The sequence below is a fragment of the Stenotrophomonas sp. AS1 genome, assembly GCF_048957655.1.
GTDB lineage: Bacteria > Pseudomonadota > Gammaproteobacteria > Xanthomonadales > Xanthomonadaceae > Stenotrophomonas > Stenotrophomonas bentonitica_A.
Window position 1 is genome coordinate 181,269 of record NZ_JARVXM010000006.1, and the last position, 22,959, is coordinate 204,227.

The window sequence follows — 22,959 nt, forward strand, 5'->3', positions numbered from 1 at the left end:
GGATAAACGGGGGTTCTGTCAACAACCTTTTTGAATTTTTTCACACGAATTTCGAATTGCCTTGCCGGGACAGGCTATTGGCCCGGTAACGGCAGGGTTTCGCTGGCGAAGATCGCCACATGCGGCACGCCATCGGCGCCGATCCAGCCGCGATACATGCCCTGCGTGTTGAACGGTGTCGCCACGCGGCCGTCGGCCGCGAGTACGATCGCACCGCCATCGCCCCCGAGCGCGGGAATGCGCTCGTTGATCACCGCGCGTCCCGCCTCCTCCGGGCCCTGCTTGAGGTAGCGCATGCGCGCGCAGATATCGTGCGCGGCCGCGGTGCGGATGTAGTACTCGCCCCAGCCCGTGCCCGATACCGCACAACCGGCATCGGCATACGTGCCGGCACCGATGATCGGCGAATCGCCGACACGTCCGTAGCGCTTGTTCGTCATGCCACCGGTGGAGGTTCCTGCAGCGAGCCTGCCGTCCTTGTCGAGTGCGACCGCACCCACCGTTCCGAAGTGGCGCGCCGTTTCCAGATCCGCATGGGCCTGGCCGCTGGCTTCTTCCTTGAGAGCCTTCTGCAGCTGCTGCCAGCGCTTGTCGGTGCGGAAGTACGACGGGTCCACCAGGGTGATGCCCTGGTCCGTGGCGAAGGCTTCGGCGCCCTGCCCGACCATCATCACGTGCGGGGAATGCTGCATCACGGCCTCGGCCAGCAGGATCGGGTTGCGCACGCGCTGCACGCCGGCCACCGCGCCGGCCTTGAGGGTGGCGCCATCCATCAGCGAGGCATCCAGTTCGTTGCGGCCATCGTGGGTGAACACCGCGCCCCTGCCTGCATTGAAGGTGGGATCGTCCTCGAGCACGGTGATCGCCGCGGTCACGGCCTCCAGCGCCGGCTTCCCGGCTGCCAGGGCGGCATGCCCCTTCACCAGGGCCTGCTGCAGGGCCGCGCGCGCCGCCTTTTCCTCGGCCGGCGATAGATCCTTGCGCTCCACGCCGGCGCCGCCATGGATGACCAGCACCGGTTCGGCGGCATGGACAAGCGGGCTCAGCAGACACAGGGACAGCAGCAATGCGCGTGGACGGGACATGGGCAACGCACTCGGATCCGGAGGTGCCCGCATCATGGCATGCGCCACGGATCACCCGCGCGCGTGACCCGCACGCGACAGCGCCCGCACGCCCCTGGCGTGCGTGGGTCTACGGGTGCACCTGCAGGCGGCCTTCCCGGATATCGGCCGTCATCCGGAAGGCAGCATCGTCCACCCGGAAGCCATCCAGATGCAGGCGGCTGCCCTCGCCCACCCCGGTCACCGGAATGGCGCGGAACTCCAGCGGGCTGCCGCCGCGCAGGCGATCGGCGGCGCGCTGCGGCATCACCAGCCAGGCGTAACCGCCGTCCCGACTGAACACCTGGCCGGTGCCGTCCGCCTCCACGCACAGCGCGGTGTCCTCGTCCACGCCCAGGCCGACCATGTCCTGCTGCCCGCTGCGCTGTGCCGCCCGGGCCACGAACACGATCAGGCGCCCGAGCCGGTCGCGCTTGCCGAAATGGGTATCGGTGACCACGTTGGCCAGGTACGGCATGGCCAGGAAATCACTGTCCAGGGTCACCGCGCTGCCCATGGGGTCGCGCAGGGCACGACGGGAGGTGACGCTGCCACCATCCAGCGCGCCATAGCTGTAGCCGCCCAGTATGGCGAGCCCGGCGCTGGTGCCGGCGATCGGCCGGCCAGCACGTACATGTGCGTTGAGTGCCTCGTTCACCGCCGTGCCTTTCCAGAAACGGATATAGCGCGACTGGTCGCCGCCGGCGATGAAGATCGCATCGGCGGCGGCGATCACGCCCAGCACCGCGGGGTCATCGGCTGCACGCCGGCTGTTGAACACCAGGGTCTGGACCGAGACCGCCCCGCCGACGTCCCGGTACAGGCGGTTCTGCAACTCATCGGCGCCGGAAGCGCGCAGGATCACCACCCGGCCATGGCCGGCGCGCCCCAGCCACCATTGGAAGGCAGCGGGCACCCACTCGCCGCCGCCCATCAGCATCATCGCCGGCTCGGTGCGGGCTGCCCGGGGGGCGCCCACCGCACCTATCTCGTAATAGCGATAGCCCGGGTCCTCCAGGCTGCGCATCCCTTGCGCGTGGCCGGGCATCGAGAGCGCTGCCAGCAGCAGCGACAGGAAGGCGTGGAGCGGCCGGAAACCCTTGTGCACGTTGACCTCCCTGAATGAAACGCGGGTGTAAGCGCTTCCACTCTTTGCCAGAGAAACTGGCAGTGGTCAACCCCGTAAAAAAGGCGTTAAATGCGCGCCGTCCATTCGCGAAATGTGAATGGGGGACAGGCCTCCCTCGAGGCCGACACTTTCTTCTCGAGAATTCTCATGCGTAAACAGGCGATGGCGTGGTCGATCCAGCTGGCGTTGATGGGTGTGGCCGCGACCGCGGGTGCCCAGACGCCCGCCCCCGGGGTGCAGCAACTGGATACGGTGCAGGTCACCGGCTCGCGCATTCCACGCGCGCAGGTAGAAGGGCCGGCGCCCGTGACCGTCATCACCGCCGAGCAGATCCAGGCCAGCGGCTTCACCAGCGTGCCCGACGTGCTGCGGTCGATGACCCAGAACGGCGGTGAGACCCAGAGCCAGCAGTCCTCCAGCGGCGCTGATTTCTCGCCCGGTGCGCAGCAGGTCGACCTGCGCGGCCTCGGCCCCAACCACACGCTGGTGCTGGTCAACGGCCGCCGCATCGCCGATTTCCCGATGCCGTTCCAGGGCCGCAGCAACTTCACCGATGTCTCCAACATCCCGATCGGGATGATCGAGCGCATCGAAGTGCTGACCGGCAGCGCCTCGGCGATCTACGGCTCGGACGCGATCGCCGGGGTGGTCAACTTCATCCTGAAGAAGCAGGTCGATGGCACCACTGTGGACATGCGCATGGGCACCACCAGCGAAGGCGGCGGTGAGTCCTTCGACATGAGCATCGCCAGCGGTTTCGATGCGGGCCGTTTCAGCGCGGTCTACAGCCTGGAACTGCAGTCGCAGACGCCGTTGTGGGCGTATGAGCGCAGCCAGCAGGATTCCACCCTCGACGCGCCCACCGAGAGCGCCCGCGCCGCGCGCCGCGCCTACCTGCGCACCGACTACAACGACGACTACCTCGATCCGGGCCAGGCCACCTGCGATGCGCTGGCCGGCCAGAACAACGGCAGCACCCGGTACGCCGAGCGTGCGCGCTACGGCTTCTACTGCGGCAGCGACCGGTCGATCGGCTACGGCACGATCCTCAGCAAGCGCCGCGGCGCCAACGGCTACGCCTCGCTGCGCTATGCCTTCGACAATGGCGCCGAATGGTTCGCCGATGTGCAGATGGGCTACCACGACCTGGCGCTGATGCGCGATGTGACCCAGTGGGGCCGCATGGCCGCCGATGGCAACGAGGACGGCTACTTCTACAACCAGGCCACCGACCAGGTGGAGTTCTGGCAGCGCCAGTTCTCCCCGGAAGAAATGGGCGGGCTCAACAACGGCATGGTGCGCAGCACGCAGAAGACCTTCAGCGTGACCACTGGCTTCAAGGGCGCGCTCGGCGCGGACTGGGAATACGAGGCCTCGTTGAGCCACTCGCAGTACCAGTCCAGCATCCGCTGGCCGCAGATCATCGCCGCCAAGGCCAATGCCCTGTTCCTGGGCGAGCAGCTGGGCGAGTACACCGATGACGATGACAACGTGTTCCCGGTGTTCAACGCCGACCCGGCGCGCCTGTACCGGCCGCTGAGCCGCAGCGAGTACGACTCGATCGCCGCACGCACCACCTATACGCCGAAGTCGCGCACCGATACCGCCGCGCTGACCCTGACCAACGGCGAGCTGTTCGAGCTGCCGGGCGGCAAGGCCGGCTTCGCGGCGACGGCCGAGTTCGGCAACCAGTCCTACGCGCTGAATCCGGACCCGCTGGCGACGCAGTACTACTACTACAGCTGGAAGGACTCGGACGGCCACGGTAGCCGCAACCGCTGGGCGACCGCGGCCGAGCTGCGCCTGCCGCTGCACGACACGTTCAACCTCAGCGTGGCCGGCCGCTTCGACCAGTACCGCTACTCGGGCAACACGATCGGCAAGGCGACCTGGAGCGGTGGCCTGGAATGGCGCCCGATCGAGACCCTGCTGGTGCGCGGCTCCTACGGCACCGCCTTCCGCGCGCCGGACCTGCATTACGTGTATGCCGGCCCGGGCAACGACGAAACCAGTGCCAACGACTATTACACCTGCGCGGTGGACGGCGGCGATGACTGCTCGAACTACGAAGAGAACCTGATCCGCACCCGCGAGGGCAACCGCAGGCTGGATCCGGAAACCAGCACCTCGTGGAGTGCCGGCGTTGTGTGGTCGCCTGCACTGGGGCTGGACCTGTCGGTGGACTGGTTCGACATCGACATGCGCGACCAGGTGCAGGACATGGACGTGAGCACGATCCTGCGCGATGAGGCGGCCTGCCGCCTGGGCGGCGCCGATGCGGCCTCGCCGACCTGCGTGGATGCGATCAGCCGGGTCACCCGCACCAGCGATGGCCGCCTCTACGGCGTGCATGTGAGCCCGATCAACATCGCGCGCGAAACCACGCGCGGCATCGATGTGGGCCTGCGCTACCGCCTGGGCACCGGGATCGGCGACTTCATCTTCAGCGGCAACCACACCTGGGTGAAGACGCACGATTTCCAGCAGTTCGAGGGCGATGTGGTCGAAGACCAGTTCGCGGTCAACAGCGGTTTCGATATCCCGCGCACCAAGACCAGTGCGAGCGTGACCTGGGAGAACGCGGCGTGGTCGGCCACGCTGTACGGCTCGCGCTTGGGCAGGCTGCCGACTTACGACAGCTACGACCAGAGCTTCGATCCGGACAGCGGCGACAGCCCGTGGATCGGCGCCACGTACCGTTACAACGTGTCGCTGCAGTACCGCTTCGATGATCATTCGCGCCTGTCGCTGTCGGTGGTCAACATCGCCAACAAGATGCCGCCGAAGGATGCGACGTATACGCCGTACCCGTACTACGACGTCTCCTGGTTCGACACGGTGGGCCGCACTATTAACCTGCAGTACACGCACAAGTTTGGTGGTACGGCGCTGTAAGCCCGGTTTCTCCGGGACGCCCTTCGTGTTCTCCACACACCCCGTGGAAACCCATGGGGGTTTGGTGTGGACAAGTGCATGCGAGCCATGCAGCGCAACGCCTTCAGGGCGTGGCGATATTTTGTCCAGCCGCGGATCGCGGTTTTCCACACACACCGTGGAAAGCGATGGGGGTTTGCTGTGGACAACCCCGGGTGAGCGATGCACTGCAACGGTTTTCAGTGGTGGTCAGAAATTGTCCACGTCGCTTGCGGGCGGGTCTGACGGGTTGCCGGCCAGCGGCGGGCACTACCGCCCAGGGGTTTTCCACACGGTACGTGGAGAGGCGTGGGAGTTTGTTGTGGACAAGTGAGGCGGAGGCATACCAGGCAAGCGTTTCGAGGCCTGGTCATTTTTTGTCCAGCCTGTCCAAAGGCGCGGATCACGCGCGCCGGAAACGCAAACGCCCCGCGCGGGGCGGGGCGTTGCGGGCATGAACGTGCGAGCGACTCAGACGTTGAAGCGGAAGTGCAGGATGTCGCCTTCCTGGACGCGGTATTCCTTGCCTTCCAGGCGCAGGCGACCGGCTTCCTTGGCACCGGCTTCGCCCTTGTACTTGATGAAGTCGTCATACGCGATGGTTTCGGCGCGGATGAAGCCCTTCTCGAAGTCGGTGTGGATCACGGCGGCGGCCTGCGGGGCGGTGGCGCCCTTGCGTACGGTCCATGCGCGGACTTCCTTCACACCAGCAGTGAAGTAGGTCTGCAGGCCGAGCAGGCTGTAGGCCGCGTTGATCACGCGGTTCAGACCCGGCTCGGTCAGGCCGAGATCGGCCAGGAAGGTATCGCGGTCTTCGTCATCCAGTTGCGACAGCTCTTCTTCGATCGCCGCCGACACCGGCACCACCTGCGCACCTTCTTCGGCGGCACGGGCGCGCACGGCATCCAGGTGCGGGTTGTTCTCGAAGCCGTCTTCCAGCACGTTGGCGATGTACATCACCGGCTTGAGGGTCAGCAGGAACAGGTCACGGACCAGCGCCTTCTCTTCCTCGTCCAGGCCGGCGGTGCGGCCTGCCTTGCCATCGGCCAGTGCGGCCTGCAGCTTGGCCAGCACCGGCTTGCGGGCGGCCGCATCCTTGTCGCCGCCCTTGGCCGCGCGCTCGGCGCGGTTCAGTGCCTTCTCGACGCTGTCCAGATCGGCCAGGGCCAGTTCGGTATCGATGGTGTCGATGTCCGAAAGCGGATCGACCTTGTTGTTGACGTGGATGACGTCGGCGTTCTCGAAGCAGCGCACCACATGGGTGATCGCATCGACTTCGCGGATGTGGGCCAGGAACTTGTTGCCCAGGCCTTCACCGCTGGCCGCGCCGGCGACGAGGCCGGCGATGTCCACGAACTCCACTGCGGTCGGGATGACCTTCTGCGGGTTGATGATCGCGGCCAGCTCGTTCAGGCGGGGATCGGGCACCGGCACGATGCCGACGTTCGGTTCGATCGTGCAGAACGGGAAGTTGGCCGCCGCGATGCCCGCCTTGGTCAGCGCATTGAACAGGGTCGATTTGCCGACATTGGGCAGACCGACGATGCCGCATTTGATACCCATCTTTGACAACCTCTGGGGGTGGTAGGTACCGACCGTTGGTCGGTACACCGTGGTTATTTCGGGGTGTGGAGGCGCTTCATCGCCTCACTGTAATCGCCGGATACCGCCAGCGGCAGCACGTCGATCGCATCTTCGATGGCACGACCGATCAGCACATCATCGTCTTTGCCGGCACGGCCCAGTACCCACGGGACCACGCGGTCCTTGTGACCGGGATGGCCGATGCCGATGCGCAGGCGATGGAATCTGCCATGGCCGAGCAGGCGGATGGTGTCGCGCAGGCCATTCTGGCCGCCGTGGCCGCCATCGAACTTGAGCCGCGCCACGCCGGGCGGCAGGTCCAGCTCGTCGTGCGCCAGCAGGGTTTGTTCCGGTTCGATCTTCCAGAAGCGCTGTGCGGCGGTGACCGATTTGCCACTGAGGTTCATGAAGGTGGCGGGCTTGAGCAGCCACACCGGCTGGCCGGCGATGTCGACCTTGGCGGTCTCGCCGAACAACTTGCTGTCCACGCTCCAGCGCGCGCCGGCCTGTTCCACCAGGGCGTCAATGAAACGAAACCCGGCATTGTGCCGGGTCTGGGCGTGCTCGGGTCCGGGGTTGCCCAGGCCAACGATCAATCGCAATCCTGTCATCACTCTTCTTCGTCGGTACCCGCCCTGTGCCGGTACATACAGAAACGGCGCCTGCCCCGAAGGACAGGCGCCGCAATCACTTACTCTGCAGCCGGCGCTTCGTCGGCAGCTTCTTCCTTGCCGAGCTTGGCGGTGACGATCGCGTCGTCATGGTCCTTGCCCTGGGCCAGGGCCGGGATCTCGACGCCCTTCGGCAGCTTGATGTCCGACAGGTAGATCACGTCACCAGCCTTCAGGTCGGCCAGGTCGACGTCGATCGACTCCGGCAGGTCCTTCGGCAGGCAGGTGATGCTCACTTCCTTCAGTTCGTGGGTGACCACGACGTCGGCAGCCTTGCCGGCCGGCGAGCTGTCTTCGTTGATGAAGTGCAGCGGGACGTTGGCGGTCAGCGCTTCGTTCTCGTTCACGCGCAGGAAATCCAGATGCAGGATCAGCTGCTTGAACGGGTGGCGCTGCATGTCACGCAGCAGCACCTTGGTGACCTTGCCGTCCAGGTTCAGGTCCAGGATGGACGAGTAGAACCACTCGTTCTGCTGGGCCAGCCAGATTTCGTTGTGGTTGAGCTGGATGACGCTCGGCTCGACGTCGCCGCCGTAGATGATCGCCGGGATCTGGCCAGCGCCACGCAGGCGGCGGCTCGCACCCTTGCCTTGCAGTTCGCGCTGGACGACCTTGATTTCATGATTCTTGGCCATGCTGGTTTACTACCTTCGTTGTTTGCCACGCCGTGATGGCGAAGCGATGAGGGGACATCCGCGACCAGATGTCCCCGGGAAACCACCCACCGTTGCCGGCGGGCGGAAAAAATCAATCCACGTACAGCGAGCTGACCGACTCACCGAAGGCGATGCGGCGCATCGTCTCGGCCAGCATTTCCGCCACGCTGAGCTGGCGGATCTTGCTGCACACCCGCGCCTCTTCACGCAGCGGGATGGTGTCGGTCACCACCAGCTCATCGAGCTGGGAGTTGTTGATGTTGTCCACCGCCGGGCCCGAGAGCACGGCGTGGGTGCAGTACGCGGCGACCTTGAGGGCGCCACGCGCCTTCAGGGCTGCAGCGGCCGCACACAGGGTGCCGGCGGTATCGACGATGTCATCGACCATCACGCAGGTCTTGCCTTCGACGTCACCGATGATGTTCATCACGGTGGAGACGTTGGCGCGCGGCCGGCGCTTGTCGATGATCGCCAGATCGGCATCATCCAGGCGCTTGGCGACGGCGCGCGCACGCACCACACCACCCACGTCCGGGGACACCACGATCAGGTTCTCCGTGCCGTAGGCGCGCCAGATATCGGCGAGCAGCAGCGGCGAGGCGTACACATTGTCCACCGGCATGTCGAAGAAGCCCTGGATCTGGTCGGCATGCAGATCCACCGTCAGTACCCGGTCAGCCCCGACAGCGCTGAACATCTTTGCCGCCACCTTGGCGGTGATCGGCACGCGCGAGGAACGCATGCGGCGATCCTGGCGCGAGTAGCCGAAATACGGCACCACGGCGGTGACACTGTTGACCGAGGCGCGCTTGAGCGCATCGATCAGGACCAGCAGTTCCATCAGGTTCTCTGCGCTGGGCGCGCAGGTCGGCTGGATCACGAACACGTCCTGCTTGCGGACGTTTTCCTCGATCTCGACCTGCACTTCACCATCGGAGAAGCGCGACACCAACGCCTTGCCAGGCCGCACCCCCAGTTCCTTGCAGATGCTCTGCGCAAGGCGCTTGTTGGCGTTGCCGGAAAATACCAGCAGGTTGGGGTGTTCTTGCATCATGACGGTCTCGGGCGGGAGCGATTGGCGGAGAACTGGGCCGCTGGCACCGGGAGGTGTCTGCGGTGACAACACCGCGGCGTATGCACCGCGCCCGCGCAGACATGCGCATGGAGTCGCGGCAGATATCCGCTAGTGGCAGGGGCGGGAGGATTCGAACCTCCGAATGCCAGGATCAAAACCTGGTGCCTTGGGCCTCTTGGCGACGCCCCTGCATCAAAATCAGTAACGCTCGAGTACATCAAGCAGTGGCGAGCGCTCCATGCCCGCAGCCACCCATGCCTGCAGTTCCTTCGGCAATTGCGCCAGGCCCTGCTCTGCAGCAGCGCGCGTGGCGAATTCGACGAAACAACCGCTTCCCGACCCGGTGAGTCGTGCCCGGCCGATACTGCTCAACGCTGCGAGCGCTGCCTCTACGGCAGGTTCGCGGCGGCGCAGGACCGGCTCGAACGCATTCCCGAGCAAAGACCCGGAAGCGAAGTCCGCTATTTTCGCCACTGGGGCATCCCGCGTCAAATCCGGTGATGCGAAAAGTGCGGGGGTGGGCACGTGAACGCCCGGGTGGACCAGCACGAACCAGGCCGGCGGCAGTGCGATCGGGGTGAGCAGTTCGCCCACGCCTTCGGCCCAGGCGTTGTGCCCGCGGACGAAGACCGGCACGTCCGCGCCCAGCTGGAGCCCCAGCGCGGCCAGCGCATCCACGTCCAGGCCGGCGTTCCAGAGACGGTTCAAGGCGACCAGGACGGTGGCGGCATCGGACGACCCTCCCCCGAAACCACCGCCGGCAGGCACATGTTTTTCGATGCCGATATCAGCGCCTTGGGCGACGTTCGCGGCACGTTGCAACAACAGCGCCGCGCGCACGGCGAGATCATCGGCTTCGGCCACCCCCGCCACCGAGGTGCCTTCGCGGCGGATCCGGCCGTCTTCGCGGACCCGCAGCCGGATCCGGTCACCCCAGTCGAGCAGGCGGAACACGGTCTGCAGCGCGTGGTAACCGTCCGGGCGGCGGCCGGTGATGTGCAGGAACAGGTTCAGCTTGGCCGGGGCTGGCCAGTTCGACCAACCCTCGCGCGCATCCAACGTACTCATGGGCTGGCCAGCACCCAGCTGTCGACCACCAGACGGACCTTGGCGTCGCCATTGACCGCTTCGATGCGCCGCGGCAGCACCGGACGACCGGCGTCGGCCGGGTACCAGTCCAGATACTGGATCTCCCACCCGAGCTGCCGCACACGGCGCGGACGACCTTCGCCGTCGCGCTCGATCAGCCCCGCCGGCGCGGCGTCGGCCACCAGGCCGCGTACCCACTCGGGCAGCTGGTTGACCGGGATATCCCAGCCGGTGGCCTCCAGCAGAACCTGCTGGGCGTCTTCGCCTTCGCGCGTGCCGCCCTCCAGGCCTTCCAACCGCCCGCCCTGGTGCTGGCTGTCGCCGGTCAGCTTCCAGCTCTGCCGGGTGACCGGGGCACTGAGTTCGACCACGTACCCCTGGGCCTGCTGCTGCCAGTCGATGCGGCCGTTGCCACCGTTCTTGCCCTTGCTGATCGCCACCCGGCCCTGGAACGACCAGGCCGGCGAGGCGCGCACGGCGGCGACGCGCTCGGCCTCGGCCTGCTGCGCAGCGGGCGAAACAGCGGTGACCACGGTCGGGGCGGAGGGCGCCTTGCGCTCATCCAGGGATACACAGGCGGAGAGCGACAACGCCACGGCCGCGGCAAACGCGGCCTTCAGGGAGAGCAGATTCATACGCCGTATTTCTCGATCACGCGCTGCAGGGCGCGGTTGTCCGGGTCCAGCTTGCGCGCCTCTTCAAAGAAATGGCGCGCCTCGTCCTTCTTGTTCAACACCCACAGCACCTCGCCCACATGCGCGGCGATCTCCGCATCCTTGGCCAGCGTCCAGGCGCGGCGCAGCTGCACCAGTGCTTCTTCGTTGCGGCCCAGGCGATACAGCACCCAGCCGTAACTGTCGACGATGGCGGCGTTGTCCGGCTCGGCCACGCGCGCGCGGTCGATCAGTTCCAAGGCTTCCTGATAACGCTGCGTGCGGTCGGCCAAGGTATAGCCGAGCGCGTTGAGCGCGGCGATGTTCTCCGGATCGGTGACCAGCACCTTGCGCAGGTCGGCCTCGGCGCGCGGGATGTCATCGCGGCGCTCCCAGGCCAGTGCCCGGGCATACAACAGCGCGTTCTCATCCGGATACGCCGCCAGGCCACGGGCCAGCGCGTCCAGTTCACCGGCATCGTCGTTGCCACGCTGGCGCAGCTCGGCCTCGAGCAGATAGGCATCGCGGCGGGCATCGTCATCGACGGTGGCATCGGACTGGATGGCGTGCACTTCGGCCAGCGCCTTGTCGGTGCGGCCCAGCTCGTTCTGCGCATTGGCCGCCCGCAGCCGCGACTCATCGCGCTCCGGGCCACCGGGCACGCTGTGGTACCAGTTGACCGCTTCCTCGTAGCGCTTGAGGTACTCGGCGATCTTGCCCAGCAGCAGGCGCTGGGCCGGGTCCGGCTTGGTCGCCTGCCGGGAGATGTCGGTATACAGGGCCAGCAGGCCCGGGTCGTCCTTCTGCTTGGCCAGCAGCGACGCACGCATGCCGTAGGTCTGCACATCCTGTGGACCGACCGCCAGTACGCGCTCGGCCGCAGCAGGCTGGCCCATCAGGTCGTAGGAGATCGCGACCGCATTGCGCAGCTCCGGGTCCTGGGTGGTCCTGGGCTCCACGCCCTTCAGCAGGGCCAGGGCCTCATCGGTCTTGCCGGCCTGGTTGAGCTGGCTGGCATGCAGCAGGGCCACGCGTGGTTCATCGGGGAAGCGCTTGACCACCTCGTCGACCATGCGCCGGGCCAGCTCGGGCTGCTCCATGCGCATCGCCAGCCGGCCGAACTCCTGCCAGACCTCCAGGCGGTCGGGGATCGCGTTGGCATCGACCAGCTCGCCCAGCACCTGGGCCGGCACCTTGGGATCGCTGCCGCCGCTGATCAGGGCGCCGATCGCGAACTTCCAGGCGGTGGGGTCCGGGTCCTTGAGCAGCGCCTGCAGTTCGGTGCGGGCGGCCTTCACCTTGTTCTGGCGCATGTCGAGCGCGGCGGTGCTGCTGCGCATGGCCAGTGAGCGCGGCGCACGCTGCTCCCACAGGGCCAGCGCGCGGGCGGCGCGCTTGTCATCGTTGGCCAGCATGGCGATCCGGGAGGCGCGCTCGGCCAGGCCGGCATCGCCTTCACTGGCCTCCGCCGCCTCCAGGTACCAGCGCGCGGCGTCGCCCAGTTTGCCTGCCTGCAGGGCGAATTCGCCCGCCATGACCGGGGCCAGGGGGACCGCCTCGGCCGTGCTGTTCCTGCCTTTGGCCGGGGCTGCCGGGGGGGCGGCCAGGGCGTTGGCGGTGAACAAAGACAGCAGCAGAACGCTGGAGATGCGAATCAATGCGGGCATCGGGGGCATCTGAGCCTTAAAATGACGACTTGAATGGCCAGCAGCTTATCGCAAGCAACTGAACAATGACCCTGTGGGTGCTCGGACTGAATCACCAGACCGCGCCGGTGGAACTGCGCGAACGCGCGTCCTTTGGCGGCGACGCCCTGCCCCAGGCATTGGCGTCGCTGCGCGATACCCCGCAGGTGGCCGAGGCGGTCCTGCTCTCCACCTGCAACCGCACCGAGCTGTATGCGGTGGCCGAATCCGGTGATGCGCTGGCGCAGTGGCTGGAGTCGCACGCCGGCACCTTGCATGGGTATCTCTACCAGCACGCCGACGCCGATGCGGTGCGCCACCTGTTCCGGGTGGCCACCGGGCTGGATTCCATGGTGCTGGGCGAGCCGCAGATCCTGGGCCAGGTGAAGGACGCCTGGGCGCTCGCCCGCGACCACGGCCTGCTCGGCCAGCGCCTGGACCGGTTGTTCCAGCAGACCTTCTCGGTGGCCAAGCGCGCCCGCACCGATACCCGCGTCGGTGCCAACCCGGTCTCGGTGGCCTCCACCGCGGTGCGGCTGGCGCAGAACTCGTTCGCACGGCTGGAAGATTCCACCGTGCTGCTGGTCGGCGCCGGCGAGACCATCGAACTGGCCGCACGCCATCTCAGCGAAGGGCGCGTGCGCCGGCTGCTGATCGCCAACCGTACCCTCGCCCATGCGCAGGAGCTGGCCAGCCGGCATGGCGGCGTCGCCCTGCCATTGAGCGAACTGGACCGCCACCTGGGCGAGGCCGACGTGGTGTTCTCGGCCACCGCCGCGCGCGAGCCGGTGATCACCCGTGCGCACGTCGCTGCCGCGTTGAAGACGCGCAAGCACAAGCCGATGCTGCTGTTCGATCTGGCCGTGCCCCGCGATATCGAGGCCGGCGTGGGTGAACTGGCCGATGCCTTCCTGTACACCGTGGACGATCTGGAGCGGGCGGTCGAAGACAACCGCCGCAGCCGCCGGGAAGCCGCGGCCGAGGCCGAAGCGATCATCGAGCTGCAGGTCGCCCGGTTCGTGGAAACCCTGCAGGCCAGCGTGCACCAGGCCCCGCTGCGGCAGCTGCGCGCCTACGGCGAAGCGACCCGGGTGGAGATGCTGGAGAAAGCCCGCCAGCAGCTGGCCCATGGCAAATCACCCGAGGAAGTGCTCGAACTGCTCGCGCACGGCCTGACCAACCGCCTGCTGCACCCGCCGACCGCCGCCCTGCGCGCGGCCGCGCTCAGCGGCGATACTGAACTCACCCGCGCCGCCGAGCGCCTGTTCCCGGCCAAGCCGGGTTACCAGCACCCTGCCGTGCGTACCGATGTAGCGAGGAATGATGACGCCGACCCTGCGCCGTAAGCTGGAAGCGCTGGCCGAGCGCCGCGAAGAACTGGAACGCCTGTTGTCCGACCCGGCCGTGGTCGGCGACAACGACCGCTTCCGCACGCTCTCGCGCGAGTTTTCGCAGCTGGAGCCGGTCGCCAACGCGCTGGCCGACGAAGCCCGTGCCAAGGCCGATCTCGCCGCCGCCGAAGCGATGCGCGAAGACCCGGACCTGCGCGAGCTGGCCGACGAGGAAATCACGGCCGCCCAGCAGCGCCTGCAGCAGCTGGACGAGGAACTGGCCCTGCTGCTGGTGCCACGCGATCCGCGCGACGACGGCAACCTGTTCCTGGAAGTCCGCGCGGGCACCGGCGGTGACGAGGCGGCGATCTTCGCCGGCGATCTGTTCCGGATGTACGCCCGCTACGCCGAGCGCCAGGGCTGGAAGGTCGAGATCGAATCGGACAACCCCGGCGAACATGGCGGCTACAAGGAAGTCGTGGCGCGCGTGGTCGGCCGGGGGGCGTTCTCGCGGCTGAAGTTCGAATCGGGCACGCACCGCGTGCAGCGCGTGCCGGCGACCGAGTCGCAGGGGCGCATCCATACCTCCGCGGCGACCGTGGCGATCATCCCCGAGGCAGACGACGTGGAGGACGTGGTGATCAACCCGGCCGACCTGCGCGTGGACACCTACCGCTCCTCCGGCGCCGGCGGCCAGCACGTCAACAAGACCGAATCGGCGATCCGCATCACCCACCTGCCGACCGGCGTGGTGGTGGAGTGCCAGACCGAGCGCAGCCAGCACGCCAACCGCGACAAGGCGATGAAGCGCCTGAAAGCGCAGCTGCTGGACACCGAACGCAGCAAGCAGGCCGCCGCCCAGGCCGAAAGCCGCCGGCTGCAGGTCGGCAGTGGCGACCGCAGCCAGCGCATCCGGACCTACAGCTTCCCGCAGGGCCGGATCACCGACCACCGCGTGGAAGGGCTGACCCTGTACGACCTGCCCAACATCCTGACCGGCGATCTGGATGCACTGGTCAGCCGCCTGACCCACGAACACCAGGCCGACGAGCTGGCCCGGCTCGCGGAAGGCAGCTGAGCATGCCCGCCGCGGAGCGGCCACGATGAGTGCCGATCCGCAGCGTCTGCAGCTGCGTCAGGCCGTCCAGCGCCAACCGACGGATTTCATTGCCTGGGTGATGCTGGCCGACGCCGAGCTGGAGGCCGGCGACGTGCGTGCCGGCGAGCAGGCTGCAGCGCGCGCGCTGCAGCTGCGCGGCGACCATCCCGAGGCACTGGCCCGGCTCGGTCGCGCACGCTGGATGCAGGGTCGCCATGATGAAGCGGCCACCCTGCTGCGCCAGGCCGCCGATCGCTCGCCGCAGCACCCCGGGATCACGCTGTGGCTTGGCCACGCACTGGAAGACGCCGGTCAGCCCGAAGCGGCCGCCGATGCGTATCGCCATGCGCACCGTCTGCTGCCCAGCGAGCCCTACATCACCGCGCAGCTGCTCAACTGGCAACGCCGCCTGTGCGACTGGCGCGACCTGGATCGGCTATCGACGCGGGTACGCCAGGCCGTCGCCCAGGGCCAGGCCGTGGTCGAGCCGTTCGCCTTCCTCAGCGAAGACAGCAGCGCCGCCGAGCAGCTCGCCTGTGCGCGGCAACGTGCGGCGGCGCTGGCCGAGGGAATCGCGCGGTTGGCGCCTTCCGGGGTGCGCCACGCGGGCAGGTTGCGGGTCGGCTTTCTTTCCAACGGCTTCGGCGCACATCCCACCGGCCTGTTGACCGTGGCGCTGTTCGAACAGCTGCGCGCGCAGGGCATGCTGGAGCTGCATCTGTTCGCGCTCACCGGGGACGACGGCAGCCCCATCCGCCAGCGCCTGCAGCAGGCGGCAAACACGTTGCACGATGTCAGCGCGCAGCCGCATCAGCACATCGCCCGACGCATCCGCGAGGCGGGCATCGATGTGCTGTTCGATCTGCGCGGCTGGGGCGGTGGCGGAACGCCGCAGGTGCTGGCGATGCGGCCGGCGCCCGTGCAGGTCAACTGGCTCGCCTACCCGGGCACCTCCGGCGCGCCGTGGATCGATCATGTGCTGGCCGATGCCTTCGTGCTGCCCGAAGCGCTGGCGCCGGCCTTCAGTGAGAACGTGCGGCGCCTGCCGCGCGCGTTCCAGCCCTCGGACAACACCCGTGTGCTGGAACCGGCACCGTCGCGCGAGGACTGCGGCCTGCCGGCGCAGGGCATGGTGCTGTGCTGCTTCAACAACAGCTACAAGCTCAACCCGCGCAGCATGCAGCGGCTGTTGGCGGTGCTGCAGGGCATACCGGGCAGCGTGCTGTGGCTGCTCTCCGGCCCGGGCAATGCCGACGCGCGGCTGCGCAGCGCGGCACGCCAGGCGCAGCTGGATCCGGCGCGGCTGGTGTTCATGCCGCGCCTGCCCCACCCGCACTACCTGGCGCGTTACCAGCACGCCGACCTGTTCCTGGACACCCATCCCTACAACGCCCACACCACCGCATCGGATGCGCTGTGGGCCGGCTGCCCGGTACTGACCTGCCCCGGCACGACGTTCGCCTCGCGCGTGGCCGGCAGCCTGAATCATCACCTGGGCATGCACGATTTCAACGTCGCCGATGATGCCGCGTTCGTGGCCACCGCAGTGCGCCTGGGCAATGACCCGGCCGCGCTGCAGGCCGCGCGCGCGACGCTGGCCCAGCGTCGTGAGGACAGCGGGCTGTTCGACATGGCCGGCTTCGCGCGCGATTTCAGTGCGGTGGTCGAGGCGCTCGCACGCGAGCGTGGTTGGCAGGGCCCACACATCGCCTGAGCATCGGCTGCGCTAGGCTCGGGCCTCCCGTGGATGACCGAGGCACGCTGATGGGCAAGCTCAAGCGCAAGGACTACCAGGCCCTGCTGGAACCGATGCAACTGGAACTGGCGGCAATGGCGCGCTGGGTGCAGCACACCGGGCAGCGCGTGCTGGTGCTGTTCGAAGGCCGCGACACCGCCGGCAAGGGCGGCGCGATCCAGGCCATCGCCGAGCATCTCAATCCGCGCCAGTGCAAGGTGGTCGCGCTGCCCAAGCCGACCGACCGCGAGAGCACGCAATGGTATTTCCAACGCTACGTCTCGCACCTGCCGGCGGCCGGTGAGATCGTGCTGATGGACCGCAGCTGGTACAACCGTGCCGGGGTCGAGCACGTGATGGGCTATTGCACCGAGGCGCAGTACCGCAGCTTCCTGGCGCAGGCGCCGGTGTTCGAAAAGCTGCTGATCGATGACGGCATCGTGCTGTTCAAATACTGGCTCAGCGTGGACCAGGCGCAGCAGGAAAAGCGTTTCGCCGAACGCCACCTCGATCCGCTCAAGGGCTGGAAGCTCTCACCGGTGGACCTGAAATCGCGCAGCAAGTACAGCGCCTACACCGAGAGCCGCGAAGCGATGCTGCGCGCCACCCACAACGACGATGCGCCGTGGACGCTGGTGGACTTCAATGACCAGAAGCGCGGGCGGCTGGGTCTGATCCGCAACCTGCTCGACCGCCTGCCCGATACCCGCGTGGACGAACCGGTACTGGCGCTGCCACCGTTGAAGGGCAAGCTGCACAAGGAGCACTTTGGCGTGCTGAAGCCGATCGAGGCGTTCGTCACCACGTAGATCCACGCCATGCGTGGATGCTTTTGGGTCTACCGCGCGCAACGGGGCAAAGGCGTGCCGACCATCCACCGGCACGCCCGTCAGGCTCAGCCTTCCTTGATCCGCGCCTCGATGTCATGCGCGGTGACCGGGCCGAGAAATTCCTTGGCGACCTTGCCGTCCGGTGCGATCAGGTAGGTCATCGGCAGGCCGCGCGGGATCGCGAAGTCTTCCGGCGGGTTGTAGGTGTCCACGATCACGATCGGGTAGGTGACCGGCCGCTTCTCCAGGAAGGCCTTCATTTCGGCCGGCTCGATGTCCTCGAAGGCCAGCCCGACCACTTCAATCTCATTGCGCATGGCATGCAGCGCGGAGAGCTCGGGCATTTCCTTGCGGCACGGCGCGCACCAGGTCGCCCAGAAGTTCACCACCACCCACTTGCCACGGTGCGCGGCCAGATCGTAGTCGGTGCCATCCAGCGCCTTGGCCTTGAGCGTTGGCTGTTCGACGGTCCTGCGCTCGGTGGCCGGCACCGCGTCGGTCGGCGGCACAGCCGGTTCATCGATCGGGGCCGGGGCGGCGGGCGCAGTGGCCTCGCTCTGTGCAGCGGGCTTGTTGCAGGCGGCCAGCGTCAGCAGGCCCAGGGCCAGCAGCAGGGGCTTGGCGGTCATGGTTTGTCTCCGGGGGTCGAATAGATATCGCTGACGCGGCGTTTGAGCAGTTCGCGCAGCGGCAGGCGCAGCGTGTCCAGTGCGGCCACCGAGGCCGTGCCCAGGCTGTCGTCGCGATACGGCAGGTAGGCTTCCTTGATCGGGATCCGCATCTGCGTGGTCTCGTACAGGTCGGCCAGGGTGAGTTTGTCCAGGTCGCGCGCCAGCAGCCATTCGCCCTGCTCGTCGCGGCGGACCACGCGGATCGCTTCCAGATCGCACAGCAGGGTATGCAGCAGCGAATCGGTCAGCATCGGCTCCAGCCGCAGGATCTCGTCGTCATCCAGGCTGCGGCCATCGGCGCGCGCCTGGTGGAAGCGGCCGATCAGCCGCAGCAGGCCGTAGATCTCGTAGCCCACCGGCAGGCGCAGGTCGGCCGGCTGGTAGCGGAACGCGGCGATCGAGGAGGCCAGCGAGGCGCCGAGCAGCACCGAGACCCAGCACAGGTAGATCCACAGCAGCAGGATCGGCACGAAGGCGACCGTGCCGTAGAGCTTCTGGTAGGACTGGAAGCTGCCCAGGTAGGCGCCCATGCCCCACTTCACCAGCTCGAGCATGATCGCGGCCAGGATCGCGCCGGGAATGGCATGCCGCCATTTGACCGTGTGGTGCGGCACCACGCGGTAGACCAGCATGATGCAGAGGAATTCGATCAGGATCGGGGCGACGGTCAGTGACACGTTGGCCAGCCAGCGGCCTTCGCTGGTGCCGAACAGCGGCAACGCGAACACCCGCGCCGAGACCGCCAGCGACGCCGCCGCCAGCATGGCGCCGAGGGTGAGCACGGTCCAGTAGACCAGGAAGCGGGTCAGCTTCGGTCGGGTCGAACTCACCCGCCAGATCTGGTTGAAGGTTTCCTCCACGCTGTTGAGAGTGATCAGCAGCGACACCACCAGCGCGATGAAGCCGGCGGCAGTGAGCTGCCCGGCGCTGGCCGAGAACTGGCGCAGGTAGCCTTCGGCGGCGCGCGCGGCGTTGGGCACGAAGTTGGAGAACACGTAGTCGCTGAGGGTGTCGCTCCAGCGGTCGAACACCGGGAACGCGGAGAGCACCCCGAACACCACGATGGCCAGCGGCACCAGCGCGAACACCGTGGTGTAGGCCAGCGAGGCGGCCGCCTGGAACAGACGGTCATCAAGGAAACGGCGCCACAGGAAGCGGCCGAAGCTGATCGTGCGCGCGCGGTCCCGGACGCGTTCGATCCACAGGTTGATCGTATCGAGAGGTTCCATCGGCGCAAGGGTACCCGATGACGGGTGTGCGGCATGCACGCCTGCTCACGGCGGCCGGCCCGCCACGGACCTCGCCCTGAGCGGGCTGCGTTGCCATACTGCCTGCATCGGACGCAACGAGATGAAAGCGAAATGGCGGAGATCCTGGTGCTGTATTACAGCCGTGGCGGTTCAGTGGCACGGCTTGCCCGCCAGATTGCGCGCGGCATCGGCGAGGTGCCGGGCATGAGCGCGCGGCTGCGCACGGTGCCGCCGGTGGCCGCGGTGACACAGACGGCCCTGCCCCCGGTGCCCGAAGACGGTGCGCCATATGTGAGCGTGGCCGATCTGGCCGAGTGCACGGGGCTGCTGCTGGGCAGCCCGACCCGGTTCGGCAACATGGCCGCGCCGGTGAAGCACTTCCTGGACGGGCTGGGCGCGGAATGGGTCAACGGCACGCTGGCCGGCAAACCGGCCGGGGTGTTCACCTCCACGGCCTCGCTGCACGGCGGGCAGGAGTCGACGCTGCTGTCGATGCAGGTACCGTTGCTGCACCACGGCTGCCTGATCGTGGGCATCCCCTTCACCGAGCCGGCACTGAGCCATACCACGACCGGGGGCACGCCGTATGGCGCCAGCCATGTGGCCGGAGCGGACGACAACCCGGTGCCGAGCGAGGATGAAAGCATCCTGGCGCGGGCGCTGGGGCGGCGGGTGGCCGATATCGCACGGCGGCTGGCGTGAGCACCCGGGCGCAGGAGATCGTGCTGGCCCTGCTGCTGGTGGCGTTGGCGGTGCTGTTCGCGGTCTGGTTCGCGCAGGACAAGCATTGGCTGGCCACCCAGCTGGTCTTCACCCTGCCGCCGCTGCTGCTGGCGCTGGGCGTGCTGGTGCGGCGGGGCAAGGCAATGTTCTGGGCCGGGGTGCTGGCGCTGTTCTGGTTCAGCCACGGGGTGATGAGCGCCTGGAGCCACCCGGAGGTCGCGTTGTGGGGGTGGCTCGAGCTGGCGCTGGCGCTGGCGGTGATCGGGGTGGCGAGCACGCCGGGGCTGCGGCGGCGCTTCGGGCGCAAGAGCACAACCGGCTGACCGTGTGGCGTCGCAAGCCTGCATCGGGCGGGCGTCAGCCGTATCATCTACCGGTCGGCGCGGCGGTTCCGTGCCCTTCTGTCTGGTACCCAGGATGCTTGCAATGGAAGAACTACTGATCATCACCACCGGTGGCACGATCGACAAGATCTACTTCGACGACAAGTCGGACTATCAGATCGGTGATCCGCAGATCGGGATGATCCTGCGCGAGCTGGGCGTGACCTTCCGTTTCAACGTGATTCCGATCCTGCGCAAGGATTCGCTGCACATCACCGACGAGGACCGCGAGCTGATCCGGGCGACGATCGCCGCGCAGCCGACCCGGCATGTGCTGGTGACCCACGGCACCGACTCGATGGTGCAGACGGGCCAGGTGCTGAAGTCGATCACCGACAAGACCATCGTCATGACCGGCGCGCTGAGCCCGGCACGGTTCCGCGGTTCGGATGCCGAGTTCAACATCGGCTGCGCGATCGGTGCGGTGCAGTCCTTGCCGAGCGGTGTGTACATCGCGATGAACGGCCGGATCTGGAATCCGGAGCAGGTGCGCAAGAACGTCGCCGCGAACCGGTTCGAAGCGGCGTAACCCCTGGCGCAGCGTGTTGATCGAACGAACGCCCCGGCATGCCGGGGCGTTCTGCGTTGGTGCGATGGGAAAACGATCAGTACTGCGCGGTCAGGGTGACCCCGGAGAAGGTCGAGTAGGCCTTCACCCGCACATGCCAGGTGCCGGCCGCGGGGGCGCTGATCGTGCAGGTTTCGTTGTTGCCGCTCAGGTACGGGCGGCAGGTGTAGACGGTATCGGTCGGCGCGCTGCCGTTGCGGACGTACAGATCGGCATCGCCACTGCCGCCGGCGATGGTGACCTTCAACTGGCTGCTGCCCGACGGCACGGTCACGGTGTAGGCCAGCGAGGCACCGCTGGCAGCGCCCAGGCCCGTGACCGGCACGTTGTTCTGCAGCACGTTGCCAGTGCCAGGGTTCGGGTTGGTCCCGCCCAGGGCCGCGGTCACCGCCGCATCGGCATCGACAATGCCCGCGCCACAGCCGCCGGAGCAGGCGCCCGGCAACGGCCGTGCGGTGCTCTTGAGCAGGCTTTCGATGGCGGCCGGGCTCAGCGCGGTGGGCGCGACGGACTGGATCAGCGCAACCACGCCGGCCACGTGCGGTGCCGCCATCGAGGTGCCATTGTAGGAGGCATACGATGCACTGCCCGGTACCGTGGTGCCGCTGTTGAGGGTGGAGAGGATGCCCTGCCCCGGCGCGGAGATGTCGATGCCGGTGCCGTAGTTGGAGAAGCTGGCGCGGGCGCCGGCCGAGGTGGTCGCGGCCACCGCGATGACGTTGGCGCAGTTGGCCGGTACCGAGGAGGAGACGTTGGTGTTGCTGTTGCCGGCCGCCACGACCACCGTGGTGCCGCGCGAGACGGCGCCGTTGATCGCGGTCTGGTAGGTGGTGGAGCAGCTGCCACCGCCGCCGAGGGACATGTTGATCACTTCGGCCGGGTTGGCGTTGGCCGGGACGCCGCTGACGGTGCCGCCAGAGGCCCAGACGATGGCGTCGGCGATGTCGGAGGTGTAGCCGCCGCACTTGCCGAGCACGCGCACCGGCACGACCTTGGCATTGAAGGCCGTGCCAGCCACGCCGGTGCTGTTGTTGGTCACCGCCGCGACGGTGCCGGCCACGTGGGTGCCGTGCCAGCTCGAATTGGAGGCCGGAATGCCCGAGCCGCATTCGTTGGCGGCGTACCAGTCGCCTTCGTCGTTGGGGTTGTTGTCGCGGCCACCGCCGTCGCGCGCCATCGCCGCGTCGCTGATGAAGTCGTAGCCGGGCAGGATGTTGGCGTTGAGGTCGGGGTGGTTGGTGATGCCGGTGTCGATCACCGCCACCACCACGCCGGCGCCGGTGGCCTTGTCCCAGGCCGGGCGTACGTTGATCGAGGCATTGCTGGTGCCAAAGCCCCACTGTTCGGAGAACCGGGTGTCATTGGGCACCAGGGTGGCCTGCATCAGCTGATCGACCTCGACGTATTCCACGCTCGGGTCGGCGGCCAGGCGGCGCATCAGCAGCTCGGCTTCGGCACGGTCCAGCGGCCGGTCGGCCTTGACCACGGTCGGGCCGATCGCCAGCTGGCGCAGCTTCTGCAGCCCCAGCGCGCGGCCCTGGGCGGCCGGTACCGCCGCCGCGGCGGCCTTGAGCGAACTGGCCAGCGCGGTCGGGGTGGCGACCTCGGTGCTGCCATCCTTGTACTTCACGATGAAGCGCTGATGGGTCGGCGCCGAGGACAGGCCGCTCAACTGCACATCGCCGGCGAAGGCCGGGGTGGCCAGCAGCAGGGTCGACAGAACAGACGCGCCCAGTACAACCAATGCACGCTGACGCAAACGGTGTTGCGAGACATGAGACATCGGATTTCCCTTTCAGACAGTGAATGCC

20 protein-coding genes and 1 tRNA gene are annotated in these 22,959 nt (G+C 67.6%); 8 read left to right on the top strand and 13 right to left on the bottom strand.

Features of this window, described 5'->3' with window-relative positions:
• Positions 1–74: 74 nt before the first annotated feature.
• The gene (locus tag PV764_RS09790) at positions 75–1,085 is read right to left on the bottom strand and encodes an isoaspartyl peptidase/L-asparaginase family protein (protein ID WP_284128336.1); all 1,011 of its coding nucleotides are present in this window, start codon (positions 1,083–1,085) and stop codon (positions 75–77) included.
• A 109-nt stretch (positions 1,086–1,194) separates the two neighbouring features.
• Positions 1,195–2,211: a cyanophycinase gene (locus tag PV764_RS09795; protein WP_421116529.1), complete on the bottom strand. Its 1,017-nt coding sequence runs from the start codon at positions 2,209–2,211 to the stop codon at positions 1,195–1,197.
• 168 nt (positions 2,212–2,379) lie between these two features.
• Here PV764_RS09795 and PV764_RS09800 point away from each other — a divergent pair, with 168 nt between their 5' ends.
• Positions 2,380–5,127: a TonB-dependent receptor plug domain-containing protein gene (locus PV764_RS09800; protein ID WP_421116530.1), complete on the top strand. Its 2,748-nt coding sequence runs from the start codon at positions 2,380–2,382 to the stop codon at positions 5,125–5,127.
• Positions 5,128–5,616: 489 nt separating this feature from the next.
• On the opposite strand, the gene ychF is transcribed toward PV764_RS09800, so the two are convergent.
• The 8 genes from ychF to PV764_RS09840 form a co-directional block, all read right to left on the bottom strand.
• Positions 5,617–6,708, bottom strand: a complete 1,092-nt coding sequence (ychF, locus tag PV764_RS09805) for a redox-regulated ATPase YchF (protein ID WP_019186109.1) — start codon at positions 6,706–6,708, stop codon at positions 5,617–5,619.
• Positions 6,709–6,761: 53 nt separating this feature from the next.
• The gene (pth, locus tag PV764_RS09810; protein WP_019186108.1) at positions 6,762–7,340 is read right to left on the bottom strand and encodes an aminoacyl-tRNA hydrolase; all 579 of its coding nucleotides are present in this window, start codon (positions 7,338–7,340) and stop codon (positions 6,762–6,764) included.
• 80 nt (positions 7,341–7,420) lie between these two features.
• Positions 7,421–8,035, bottom strand: a complete 615-nt coding sequence (locus PV764_RS09815; protein WP_019186107.1) for a 50S ribosomal protein L25/general stress protein Ctc — start codon at positions 8,033–8,035, stop codon at positions 7,421–7,423.
• Positions 8,036–8,147: 112 nt separating this feature from the next.
• Entirely contained in the window at positions 8,148–9,107 is a 960-nt protein-coding gene (locus PV764_RS09820) for a ribose-phosphate diphosphokinase (protein ID WP_026070235.1), read from the bottom strand.
• Between the two features lie 136 nt (positions 9,108–9,243).
• Positions 9,244–9,320: transfer RNA gene (locus PV764_RS09825), tRNA-Gln, on the bottom strand.
• 9 nt (positions 9,321–9,329) lie between these two features.
• Positions 9,330–10,199 carry a 4-(cytidine 5'-diphospho)-2-C-methyl-D-erythritol kinase gene (gene ispE / locus PV764_RS09830; RefSeq protein WP_284128338.1) on the bottom strand — a complete coding sequence of 290 codons (870 nt, stop codon included), beginning with the start codon at positions 10,197–10,199 and terminating at the stop codon, positions 9,330–9,332.
• Positions 10,196–10,855, bottom strand: a complete 660-nt coding sequence (lolB, locus tag PV764_RS09835; RefSeq protein WP_284128339.1) for a lipoprotein insertase outer membrane protein LolB — start codon at positions 10,853–10,855, stop codon at positions 10,196–10,198. The genes ispE and lolB overlap by 4 nt, the downstream gene beginning before the upstream one ends.
• A complete protein-coding gene (locus tag PV764_RS09840; protein WP_174704368.1) occupies positions 10,852–12,540 on the bottom strand; it encodes a tetratricopeptide repeat protein in 1,689 nt (562 codons plus the stop codon). The genes lolB and PV764_RS09840 overlap by 4 nt, the downstream gene beginning before the upstream one ends.
• A gap of 65 nt (positions 12,541–12,605) precedes the next feature.
• On the opposite strand from PV764_RS09840, the gene hemA reads away from it, so the two are divergent.
• From hemA to ppk2, 4 genes are read left to right on the top strand one after another with little or no spacing between them, the layout of a single operon-like run.
• Positions 12,606–13,904, top strand: coding sequence for a glutamyl-tRNA reductase (gene hemA / locus PV764_RS09845; RefSeq protein WP_019186102.1), 1,299 nt, complete (start codon positions 12,606–12,608; stop codon positions 13,902–13,904).
• Entirely contained in the window at positions 13,882–14,967 is a 1,086-nt protein-coding gene (gene prfA, locus PV764_RS09850) for a peptide chain release factor 1 (protein ID WP_019186101.1), read from the top strand. The genes hemA and prfA overlap by 23 nt, the downstream gene beginning before the upstream one ends.
• A 25-nt stretch (positions 14,968–14,992) precedes the next feature.
• Positions 14,993–16,702, top strand: coding sequence for a tetratricopeptide repeat protein (locus tag PV764_RS09855; protein ID WP_421116531.1), 1,710 nt, complete (start codon positions 14,993–14,995; stop codon positions 16,700–16,702).
• A gap of 50 nt (positions 16,703–16,752) precedes the next feature.
• Complete coding sequence (gene ppk2 / locus PV764_RS09860; protein ID WP_421116659.1) at positions 16,753–17,532, top strand: polyphosphate kinase 2; 780 nt, start codon at positions 16,753–16,755, stop codon at positions 17,530–17,532.
• 86 nt (positions 17,533–17,618) lie between these two features.
• Here the strand turns inward: ppk2 and PV764_RS09865 are convergent, their stop codons facing one another.
• Together PV764_RS09865 and PV764_RS09870 are read right to left on the bottom strand one after the other, a co-directional pair.
• Complete coding sequence (locus PV764_RS09865; RefSeq protein WP_019186098.1) at positions 17,619–18,182, bottom strand: TlpA family protein disulfide reductase; 564 nt, start codon at positions 18,180–18,182, stop codon at positions 17,619–17,621.
• Complete coding sequence (locus PV764_RS09870; RefSeq protein ID WP_019186097.1) at positions 18,179–19,453, bottom strand: YihY family inner membrane protein; 1,275 nt, start codon at positions 19,451–19,453, stop codon at positions 18,179–18,181. Before PV764_RS09870 ends, PV764_RS09865 begins: the two co-directional genes overlap by 4 nt.
• 132 nt (positions 19,454–19,585) lie before the next feature.
• On the opposite strand from PV764_RS09870, the gene wrbA reads away from it, so the two are divergent.
• The 3 genes from wrbA to PV764_RS09885 all read left to right on the top strand — a co-directional run bounded on the left by wrbA (position 19,586) and on the right by PV764_RS09885 (position 21,109).
• The gene (wrbA, locus tag PV764_RS09875; RefSeq protein WP_019186096.1) at positions 19,586–20,176 is read left to right on the top strand and encodes an NAD(P)H:quinone oxidoreductase; all 591 of its coding nucleotides are present in this window, start codon (positions 19,586–19,588) and stop codon (positions 20,174–20,176) included.
• On the top strand, positions 20,173–20,520 hold the full coding sequence (locus PV764_RS09880) for a DUF2069 domain-containing protein (RefSeq protein WP_019186095.1): 348 nt from the start codon (positions 20,173–20,175) through the stop codon (positions 20,518–20,520). Before wrbA ends, PV764_RS09880 begins: the two co-directional genes overlap by 4 nt.
• A gap of 103 nt (positions 20,521–20,623) precedes the next feature.
• Positions 20,624–21,109 (top strand): asparaginase domain-containing protein, encoded by a 486-nt coding sequence (locus PV764_RS09885; RefSeq protein ID WP_026070231.1) that lies wholly within the window; start codon positions 20,624–20,626, stop codon positions 21,107–21,109.
• A 76-nt stretch (positions 21,110–21,185) separates the two neighbouring features.
• On the opposite strand, the gene PV764_RS09890 is transcribed toward PV764_RS09885, so the two are convergent.
• A complete protein-coding gene (locus PV764_RS09890; protein ID WP_019186093.1) occupies positions 21,186–22,931 on the bottom strand; it encodes a S8 family peptidase in 1,746 nt (581 codons plus the stop codon).
• Positions 22,932–22,959 lie beyond the last annotated feature (28 nt).

What these genes read in the sequence shown, in the direction of transcription:
- lolB (WP_284128339.1), bottom strand. Translation starts at nt 10,855, where the DNA reads ATGAATCTGCTCTCCCTGAAGGCCGCGTTTGCCGCGGCCGTGGCGTTG.
- PV764_RS09885 (WP_026070231.1), top strand. Translation starts at nt 20,624, where the DNA reads ATGGAAGAACTACTGATCATCACCACCGGTGGCACGATCGACAAGATC.
- prfA (WP_019186101.1), top strand. Translation starts at nt 13,882, where the DNA reads ATGACGCCGACCCTGCGCCGTAAGCTGGAAGCGCTGGCCGAGCGCCGC.
- PV764_RS09870 (WP_019186097.1), bottom strand. Translation starts at nt 19,453, where the DNA reads ATGGAACCTCTCGATACGATCAACCTGTGGATCGAACGCGTCCGGGAC.
- wrbA (WP_019186096.1), top strand. Translation starts at nt 19,586, where the DNA reads ATGGCGGAGATCCTGGTGCTGTATTACAGCCGTGGCGGTTCAGTGGCA.
- PV764_RS09890 (WP_019186093.1), bottom strand. Translation starts at nt 22,931, where the DNA reads ATGTCTCATGTCTCGCAACACCGTTTGCGTCAGCGTGCATTGGTTGTA.
- PV764_RS09820 (WP_026070235.1), bottom strand. Translation starts at nt 9,107, where the DNA reads ATGCAAGAACACCCCAACCTGCTGGTATTTTCCGGCAACGCCAACAAG.
- PV764_RS09855 (WP_421116531.1), top strand. Translation starts at nt 14,993, where the DNA reads ATGAGTGCCGATCCGCAGCGTCTGCAGCTGCGTCAGGCCGTCCAGCGC.
- hemA (WP_019186102.1), top strand. Translation starts at nt 12,606, where the DNA reads ATGACCCTGTGGGTGCTCGGACTGAATCACCAGACCGCGCCGGTGGAA.
- ispE (WP_284128338.1), bottom strand. Translation starts at nt 10,199, where the DNA reads ATGAGTACGTTGGATGCGCGCGAGGGTTGGTCGAACTGGCCAGCCCCG.
- pth (WP_019186108.1), bottom strand. Translation starts at nt 7,340, where the DNA reads ATGACAGGATTGCGATTGATCGTTGGCCTGGGCAACCCCGGACCCGAG.
- PV764_RS09815 (WP_019186107.1), bottom strand. Translation starts at nt 8,035, where the DNA reads ATGGCCAAGAATCATGAAATCAAGGTCGTCCAGCGCGAACTGCAAGGC.
- ychF (WP_019186109.1), bottom strand. Translation starts at nt 6,708, where the DNA reads ATGGGTATCAAATGCGGCATCGTCGGTCTGCCCAATGTCGGCAAATCG.
- PV764_RS09865 (WP_019186098.1), bottom strand. Translation starts at nt 18,182, where the DNA reads ATGACCGCCAAGCCCCTGCTGCTGGCCCTGGGCCTGCTGACGCTGGCC.
- PV764_RS09790 (WP_284128336.1), bottom strand. Translation starts at nt 1,085, where the DNA reads ATGTCCCGTCCACGCGCATTGCTGCTGTCCCTGTGTCTGCTGAGCCCG.
- PV764_RS09840 (WP_174704368.1), bottom strand. Translation starts at nt 12,540, where the DNA reads ATGCCCGCATTGATTCGCATCTCCAGCGTTCTGCTGCTGTCTTTGTTC.
- PV764_RS09800 (WP_421116530.1), top strand. Translation starts at nt 2,380, where the DNA reads ATGCGTAAACAGGCGATGGCGTGGTCGATCCAGCTGGCGTTGATGGGT.
- ppk2 (WP_421116659.1), top strand. Translation starts at nt 16,753, where the DNA reads ATGGGCAAGCTCAAGCGCAAGGACTACCAGGCCCTGCTGGAACCGATG.